7 protein-coding genes and 1 pseudogene are annotated in these 6,816 nt (G+C 75.2%); all 8 read right to left on the bottom strand.

The window, feature by feature from the left end:
- Positions 1 to 124: 124 nt before the first annotated feature.
- The 8 genes and pseudogenes from tsaD to Q9S36_RS35950 all read right to left on the bottom strand — a co-directional run bounded on the left by tsaD (position 125) and on the right by Q9S36_RS35950 (position 6,812).
- On the bottom strand, positions 125 to 1,171 hold the full coding sequence (gene tsaD / locus Q9S36_RS35985; protein WP_311289590.1) for a tRNA (adenosine(37)-N6)-threonylcarbamoyltransferase complex transferase subunit TsaD: 1,047 nt from the start codon (positions 1,169 to 1,171) through the stop codon (positions 125 to 127).
- Entirely contained in the window at positions 1,164 to 1,619 is a 456-nt protein-coding gene (locus Q9S36_RS35980; protein WP_311289589.1) for a GNAT family N-acetyltransferase, read from the bottom strand. Before Q9S36_RS35980 ends, tsaD begins: the two co-directional genes overlap by 8 nt.
- The gene (gene tsaB, locus Q9S36_RS35975; RefSeq protein WP_311289588.1) at positions 1,616 to 2,254 is read right to left on the bottom strand and encodes a tRNA (adenosine(37)-N6)-threonylcarbamoyltransferase complex dimerization subunit type 1 TsaB; all 639 of its coding nucleotides are present in this window, start codon (positions 2,252 to 2,254) and stop codon (positions 1,616 to 1,618) included. Before tsaB ends, Q9S36_RS35980 begins: the two co-directional genes overlap by 4 nt.
- Positions 2,255 to 2,264: 10 nt before the next feature.
- Positions 2,265 to 2,687, bottom strand: coding sequence for a tRNA (adenosine(37)-N6)-threonylcarbamoyltransferase complex ATPase subunit type 1 TsaE (gene tsaE, locus Q9S36_RS35970; protein ID WP_396653910.1), 423 nt, complete (start codon positions 2,685 to 2,687; stop codon positions 2,265 to 2,267).
- A 90-nt stretch (positions 2,688 to 2,777) separates the two neighbouring features.
- Positions 2,778 to 3,008 (bottom strand): annotated as a pseudogene (locus tag Q9S36_RS35965) (GNAT family N-acetyltransferase); the annotation flags it as partial.
- A 143-nt stretch (positions 3,009 to 3,151) separates the two neighbouring features.
- Positions 3,152 to 4,216 carry an alpha/beta hydrolase gene (locus Q9S36_RS35960; protein WP_311289587.1) on the bottom strand — a complete coding sequence of 355 codons (1,065 nt, stop codon included), beginning with the start codon at positions 4,214 to 4,216 and terminating at the stop codon, positions 3,152 to 3,154.
- Positions 4,213 to 5,400, bottom strand: coding sequence for an alanine racemase (alr, locus tag Q9S36_RS35955; RefSeq protein ID WP_311289585.1), 1,188 nt, complete (start codon positions 5,398 to 5,400; stop codon positions 4,213 to 4,215). Before alr ends, Q9S36_RS35960 begins: the two co-directional genes overlap by 4 nt.
- An 8-nt stretch (positions 5,401 to 5,408) precedes the next feature.
- The gene (locus Q9S36_RS35950; RefSeq protein ID WP_311289584.1) at positions 5,409 to 6,812 is read right to left on the bottom strand and encodes an NAD(P)H-hydrate dehydratase; all 1,404 of its coding nucleotides are present in this window, start codon (positions 6,810 to 6,812) and stop codon (positions 5,409 to 5,411) included.
- Between the last annotated feature and the right edge of the window lie 4 nt (positions 6,813 to 6,816).

The raw sequence follows: 6,816 nt of genomic DNA, 5'->3' as shown, positions 1-6,816 counted from the left end.
TGCCGGCGGTCGTGGTGGTCGCAAGGGCGAGCGCGACGCGACCGAGCGCGACAGCCTGGTCTACGACCAGGACTGGCTCGGTGACGACGACGTCGCTCCCGGCGTGCTCGACTGACGGGAGCGCTCAGGCGACGACGGTCGTGATCGGCTGCGAGGAGTCGGCCGGCAGGTCCAGCAGCGACGGCGTACGACCGCGCGCGACGAGCTCGGCGCCCAGCGCGGCGACCATGGCCCCGTTGTCGGTGCACAGGCCCGGTCGCGGCACCCGGACGCGGATGCCCCGGGCCGCCGCGCGCTCCTCTGCCATCGCCCGCAGGCGGCTGTTGGCGGCCACGCCGCCGCCGATGAGGATGTCGTCGATGCCCCGGCTCGACGCGGCGTCGATCGCCTTGCGGGTGAGCACGTCGCACACCGCCTCCTGGAAGGACGCGGCGACGTCGTTGACGTCGATCGAGACGCCCTCGCGCTGCTGGGTCTCCACCCAGCGCGCGACGGCGGTCTTGAGCCCGGAGAAGGAGAAGTCGAAGCGGTGCCGCTCGAGGTCGCGGCGGCTGGTGAGGCCGCGCGGGAAGTCGATGGCGACGCTGTTGCCGCTGCGCGCGGCCTTGTCGATGTGGGGACCGCCGGGGAACGGCAGGCCGAGGAGCCGGGCCACCTTGTCGAAGGCCTCGCCGGCCGCGTCGTCGATCGTGGCGCCCATCGGCTCGACGCCGACGGTCACGTCGGTGACCTCGAGCAGGCTGGAGTGCCCGCCCGAGACGAGCATCGCCAGGCACGGCTCGGGCAGCGGCCCGTGCTCGAGCTGGTCGACCGCGACGTGCGCGGCGAGGTGGTTGACGCCGTAGATCGGCTTGCCGAGACCCAGGGCGAGCGCCTTGGCGCTGGCCACGCCGACGAGCAGCGCTCCCGCGAGGCCCGGCCCGCTGGTGACCGCCACGGCGTCGATGTCGGTGAGCGCGATCCCGGCCGTCTCGGCGGCGCGCTCGATCGTGGGCACCATCGCCTCGAGGTGCGCACGGCTGGCGACCTCCGGCACCACGCCGCCGAACCGGGCGTGCTCCTCCACGCTGCTCGCGACCGTGTCGGCCAGCAGCGTGTGGCCCCGGACGATCCCGACCCCCGTCTCGTCGCAGGAGGTCTCGATCCCGAGGACGAGCGGCTCGTCAGTCATGGGTCGTCTCGGTCTGCTGGCGTGCGGCCCCGGGGAGCCACCGGCACATGACCAGCGCCTCGGAGCCGTCGCGGTAGTAGTGGGGGCGGACGTCGATCACGCTGAACTGGCGGGCGACGTAGAAGCCGAGGGCCTCGGCGTTGCGCACGCTCACCTCCAGCAGCATCCGTGAGGCGCCCTCGGTGTCGGCCAGGGCCGCGTCGAGCAGGGCGGAGGCGACGCCGGTGCGACGCGACTCCGGCCGCACGGCGATGCGGAGCAGGTCGACGATGTCGCCGGCCGTCATCGTCACGGCGTAGCCGGAGAGGTCCTCGGCGACCAGGAACCGCCGACCCGGCCCCTCGATCTCCTGGCGCACCAGCTCCTCGCCCCACGCGTCGATCCCGAACAGCTCCTGCTCGAGGGCGGTGAGGGCCGGGAGGTCGGCCAGGGTGGCGGGACGGATCACGACACAGGCTTTCTGGGTGCGCCGGCGACCGCGTCGGGACGCCGGAGGTAGAGGGGTTCGGGGTCGAGCAGCTCCACCAGCTCGGCGCTCACGCCGTGGGCCATCCACCCGGCACTGGGCCGGTCGGGGGCGATCGCGTGGGGGAACGCCTCAGGGTAGAGGCCGGGTCCGGCACCGGCCACTTCGACGGAGGTCGCGACGTCGGCCGGACGGGTGACGACGGGGCCCTCGAGGCGCGCGCCGTCGGCGTCGTACGACGCGAGGTAGACCTCCTTGCGCCGCGCGTCGGTGGCGACCAGGAAGCTGCCGCCGGCCGCGCCGGTCCCGACGGCCTCCAGCGCGATCACGTCGAGGGAGCACACGCCGTAGACGGGGACGTCCAGCACGAAGCCGAGGGTGCGGGCGGTGACGACGCCGACGCGCAGCCCGGTGAACGGCCCCGGCCCCACGCCGACGGCGATCGCGGTGAGGTCCTGCCGGACGATGCCGGCGTCGTCCATCGCGCGCGCGATCAGCGGTGCGAGGTGCTCGCCGTGCTTCATCGGCTGCTCGGAGGAGTGCTCGACCACCACGCGGTCACCGTCGTGGAGGGCGACGGTCACCAGCGGCGTCGCGGTGTCGAAGGCGAGGAGCACGGCGACGAGGCTACTTCCCGACGACCCAGCGGAGGGAAACGCGGCGGGGGTCGAGCGCCTCGTCGTCCGGGGCGTGCCCCACCGTGCGCTCGATGACGACCTCGAGGCGGGCGTCGGCGAGGCCCTCGGCCAGCCCCGCGCCCCACTCGACCACGGTGACCGCGGTGTCGAGCGAGGTGTCGAGGTCCAGGTCGTCGAGCTCGTCGAGACCGCCGAGGCGGTAGGCGTCGACGTGCACCAGGTCGGGGCCACCGACCAGCGAGGGGTGGACGCGGGCGATGACGAACGTCGGCGAGGTGACCCCGCCGCGCACCTGCAGCCCCTCCCCGAGCCCCTGGGTGAACGTCGTCTTCCCGGCGCCCAGCTCCCCGGTCAGCACGACGAGGTCGCCGGCGACCAGGCTGGCCCCGACGCGCTCGCCGAGCGCGCGCATGGTCTCGGCGTCCGGGGCGTCGAAGGTGGTCCCGAGCCAGAGCGAGAGCTCGACGTAGGGGCTGGACCGGCCGGTGACGACGAAGTCGTGCCGTTCCCAGAAGCCGACGGTCCCGGGCAGCTCCTCGCGGGCGACCACCACGACCGCCGAGCGACCCGTGGCGGCGTCGACGGCAGCCTCGACGAGGGCGGTGGCGACACCCATGCCCTGGGCCCGCGGCGTCACGCCGAAGCGCCGCAGCACCATCACGTCGTCGCGGACGTCGAGCACGACGCAGCCGACGGGCTCGCCGTCGAGCGTGGCGAGCAGACCTCCGCGCACCGACAGCAGGCGGGCGATCGAGGCCTCGTCCTCGCCGAGCGCGTCGGCCGGCGGGTCGAGCGGCGGGCGGGCTCCGAATGCCTCCTGCACCACGGCCAGCACCTCCGCGGCCGCCTCGGGTCCGACTCGTCGTACGACGATGCTCACGACGCCACCCTCCCCTGCGCGAGCGAGAGCAGGTCGTCGAGCTCGGCGGTGACGTCCTTGTGGCGCTCGAGCAGCACCATGTGCCCGGCGCCCTCGCACTCCAGGAGGCTGGAGCCCGGGATCCGGCTGTGCAGCTTGCGGCTGTGCCCGACCCCGGTGATCTTGTCCTCGGTGCCGCAGATGACCGACGTGGGGACGCGCCCGAGCGGCTCGAGGTGCTCGAACTTGTCGAGGGTCGCGAAGGCCGGGTAGAAGTCCGCGACCACGGCGAAGGGCGTCGAGTTGAGCATCGAGTAGACGAACTCGACCATGCTCGCCGGCACGTCGTCGCCGAAGGCGTAGCGGTCGGTCACCACGTCGGCGACCGCGTGCCCCCACTTGCGGGCCTGGTCGACGAGCAGGTGACCGATGTCGAGGGTGCGCACCGCCCGGCCGACGAAGCGGCCGCCGAGGCCGAGCGGCAGCATCGGGAACAGGATGCGCCCCGGGTCGAGGCCGCCCGCCGTCGTGGAGATCAGGGCGGCACCGACGACCTTGTCGCCGAAGAGCTCGGGGTAGTGCTCGGCGAGGGAGACGATGCTCATCCCGCCCATCGAGTGCCCCACGACGACGCACCGGCCCGGCACCGTGTCCTCGATGACGCGCCGGAGGTCGTGCCCGAGCTGCTCGATCGTGCAGTGGTCCTCCTCGGAGCGCGCCGAGCGGCCGTGGCTGCGCTGGTCGTAGAAGACCGTGCGGACCTGGCCGCGGTAGGCCGCGCGCTGGAAGTGCCAGCAGTCGAGGTTCAGCGAGTAGCCGTGCACGAACATGACGGTCAGGTCGTCGTCGGTCGACGGCCGGCCGCCGAAGTCGGCGGGCTCGTCGATCTCCACGTGGAGATCGAGGGCGTCGTCGGCCACGACCACCCGCGCCGGGCTGTGCAGCTCGCCGAACGCGACGTGCTCCCCCGCCGCGCGGTTGCCGATGATGCGGTTCTGCCGGGCGATGCCGACCGCGCCGGCGGCCGCGGCCAGACCGGCGGCACCGACGACGGAGCCGAAGATGCGGCCCTTGATGCTCAACGGGTGGTTCCTTCCAGGTCCTCAGGGGCGTCACCGGGGGCGTCGTCCTCGGTCGCCTCGGTGTCGACGAACCGGCGAGCGAACCTGCCGCCGATCCGGGTCACGATCTCGTAGCTGATGGTGCCGACGGCGTCCGCCCAGTCCTGGGCGGTGGGCTCGCCGAGGTCACCCGGGCCGAAGAGCACGACCTCGGTGCCCGGTGGCGGCAGCTCCCCGTCGAGGTCGACGACGAGCTGGTCCATGCACACGCGCCCGCGGATCGGGCGCCGGTCGTCCTGCACCCACACCGACGCGGCGTTGCCGGCAGCCCGCGGGACGCCCTCGGCGTACCCGACGGGCACCACGCCCACGGTGGTGTCCTCCTCGGCGTGCCAGGTGTGGCCGTAGGAGACGCCGTCGCCGGCGCGCACGGCCTTGCTCATCAGCAGCGGGGCGCGCACGGTCATCGCCGGCCGGAGGCCGAGCCGCGGGCTCACGCCGGGTGCGGGGTCGAGGCCGTAGGACGCGATGCCGCAGCGCACCAGGTCGAAGTGGGCGGAGGGGCGCAGGATCGCCGCCGCCGAGTTGGCGAGGTGGGTCACCTCCGGGTCGAGCCCGGCCTCGGCCGCGAGCCGCAGCGCCTCGCGGAAGGCCGACTCCTGGGCGTCGTTCGCCGGGTGGCCCGGCTCGTCGCTGGCCGCGAGGTGCGACCACAGGCCGGTCACCCGCACCCGGCCGGCGGCCTCGTGGGCCGCCGCGGCCGCGAACAGCGCCTCCCAGTCCGCCCGCGCAGCACCGCCGCGGGACAGGCCCGTGTCGACCTTGAGCTGCACCCGCGCACCGCCGACGGCGGCCACCTCGTCGAGCTCCGCGACGGAGTACGCCGTCACCTCGACCCCCGCGGCGACGGCGGCCGCGAAGTCCGCGCCCGGTGCGGTGAGCCAGCAGAGCAGCGGGCCGCGGTCGCCGGCCGCGCGCAGCGCGAGCGCCTCGTCGAGGGTGGCGACCCCCAGCCAGTCCGCACCGCCGTCGCGGGCGGCGGCGGCCGCCTCGGCCATGCCGTGGCCGTAGCCGTCGGCCTTGACCACCGTCATCAGCTGGACCGGGCCGTCGACGGAGACGAGGTCCTTGAGGATCCGCACGTTGTGGCGGATCGCGGCGACGTCGACGACGATCTCGGCGCGCTGCGGCACGGGATCGGACATGGGCCCGATCATCGCAAAGACCTCGACCGGGGGGCGGCGAGCGTCTCGCGCACCAGCCGCGGGAGCTGGACCGCGACGCGGCTGGCGGTCAGCGGTCCGCCGCCCGCGGCCTCGGTGGCGGCGGCACCGTGGACCCACGACCCGACCGACGCCGCGTCGAAGGGGTCGAGGCCCGCGGCGAGCAGGGCGCCGACGAGCCCGGCGAGCACGTCGCCCGCACCGGCGGTGGCCAGCCACGGGACGCCGGTGGTGGTCACCCGCACCCGCCCGGCGGGGTCGGCGACGAGCGTGTGGTGGCCCTTGAGCAGCACCACACACCCCCACCGCTGCGCGGCGGCCCGCACGTGCTCGAGCGGACGCGCCTCGACCTCCTCGCGGGCGACCTCGAGCATCGCGGCCAGCTCGCCGGCGTGCGGGGTCAGCACGGCACCGGGCAGCGGACCGTCCACGTGGCGCAGCGCGTCGGCGTCGACCACCAGGGGTACGTCGTCGGCACGCGCGGCCGCGAGCATGTCGGCGGCGTCGTCGCCCCCGCCGGGCCCGACGACCCACGCCTGCACGCGACCCTCCCCCACGACCTCGGGGTGGGCGGTCCGCACCCGGTCGGCGACGGCGTCCGGGCCGACGTAGCGCACCATGCCGACCAGACCGGACCCGGCCCCGGCGACGGCGAGCAGCGCCGCGCCCGGGTAGGTGGCCGAGCCGGCCCGGACGCCGACCACGCCTCGGGTGTACTTCTGGGCGTCGGGCCCGGGGCGGGGCAGCAGGGCGCGCACGTCGTCGGGCTGCAGGGCCTCCACGGCCGTGTCGGGGAGGTCGAGGCCGATGTCCACGAGGTGCAGCGACCCGGAGGCCGCGGCGGCCGGGTCGACGAGGTGGGCGACCTTGTGGGTGCCGAAGGTGACGGTCAGGTTGGCGCGCACGTGGGGTCCGTCGAGCTCGCCGGTGTCCACGTCGACGCCCGACGGCACGTCGACCGCGACCACCGGCACGGCGGCGAAGCGCTCCAGCGCGGCCACGGCGTCCGGGCGCAGGCCGGGGCGTCCACCGATGCCGACGATGCCGTCGAGCACCACCTCGGGGTCGCCCAGCTCGTCGAGCGCGCGGGTGGCCCACCCTCCCGCGGCCCGGAGCGCGGCCAGGCCGCCGTCGTGGGCGTGCTCGGACAGCAGCAGCGCCTCCACGCGTGCGCCGCGGGCGGCCAGCCGCGCGCCGGCCCACAGCGCGTCGCCGCCGTTGTCGCCTGCTCCGACGAGCAGCAGCACCCGGCGGCCGTAGGCGCCGCCGAGGAGGTCGACCACGGCGGTCGCCAGGCCGGCTGCGGCACGCTGCATCAGGGCTCCGTCGGGCAGCGCGGCCATCGCGGCCTGCTCCGCACGGCGTACCTGCTCGACGGTGTGGGCGCGCAGCACGCGC

The organism is Microbacterium sp. ARD31 (assembly GCF_031844425.1).
Note: the sequence above shows the minus strand (reverse complement) of the source record. Positions and strands in the feature narration are given on the sequence as shown.

Bases quoted from the DNA above. Each gene is read 5' to 3' on its own strand.
- tsaD (WP_311289590.1), bottom strand. From the start codon at position 1,171: ATGACTGACGAGCCGCTCGTCCTCGGGATCGAGACCTCCTGCGACGAG.
- tsaE (WP_396653910.1), bottom strand. From the start codon at position 2,687: ATGCGCGCGCTCGGCGAGCGCGTCGGGGCCAGCCTGGTCGCCGGCGAC.
- alr (WP_311289585.1), bottom strand. From the start codon at position 5,400: ATGTCCGATCCCGTGCCGCAGCGCGCCGAGATCGTCGTCGACGTCGCC.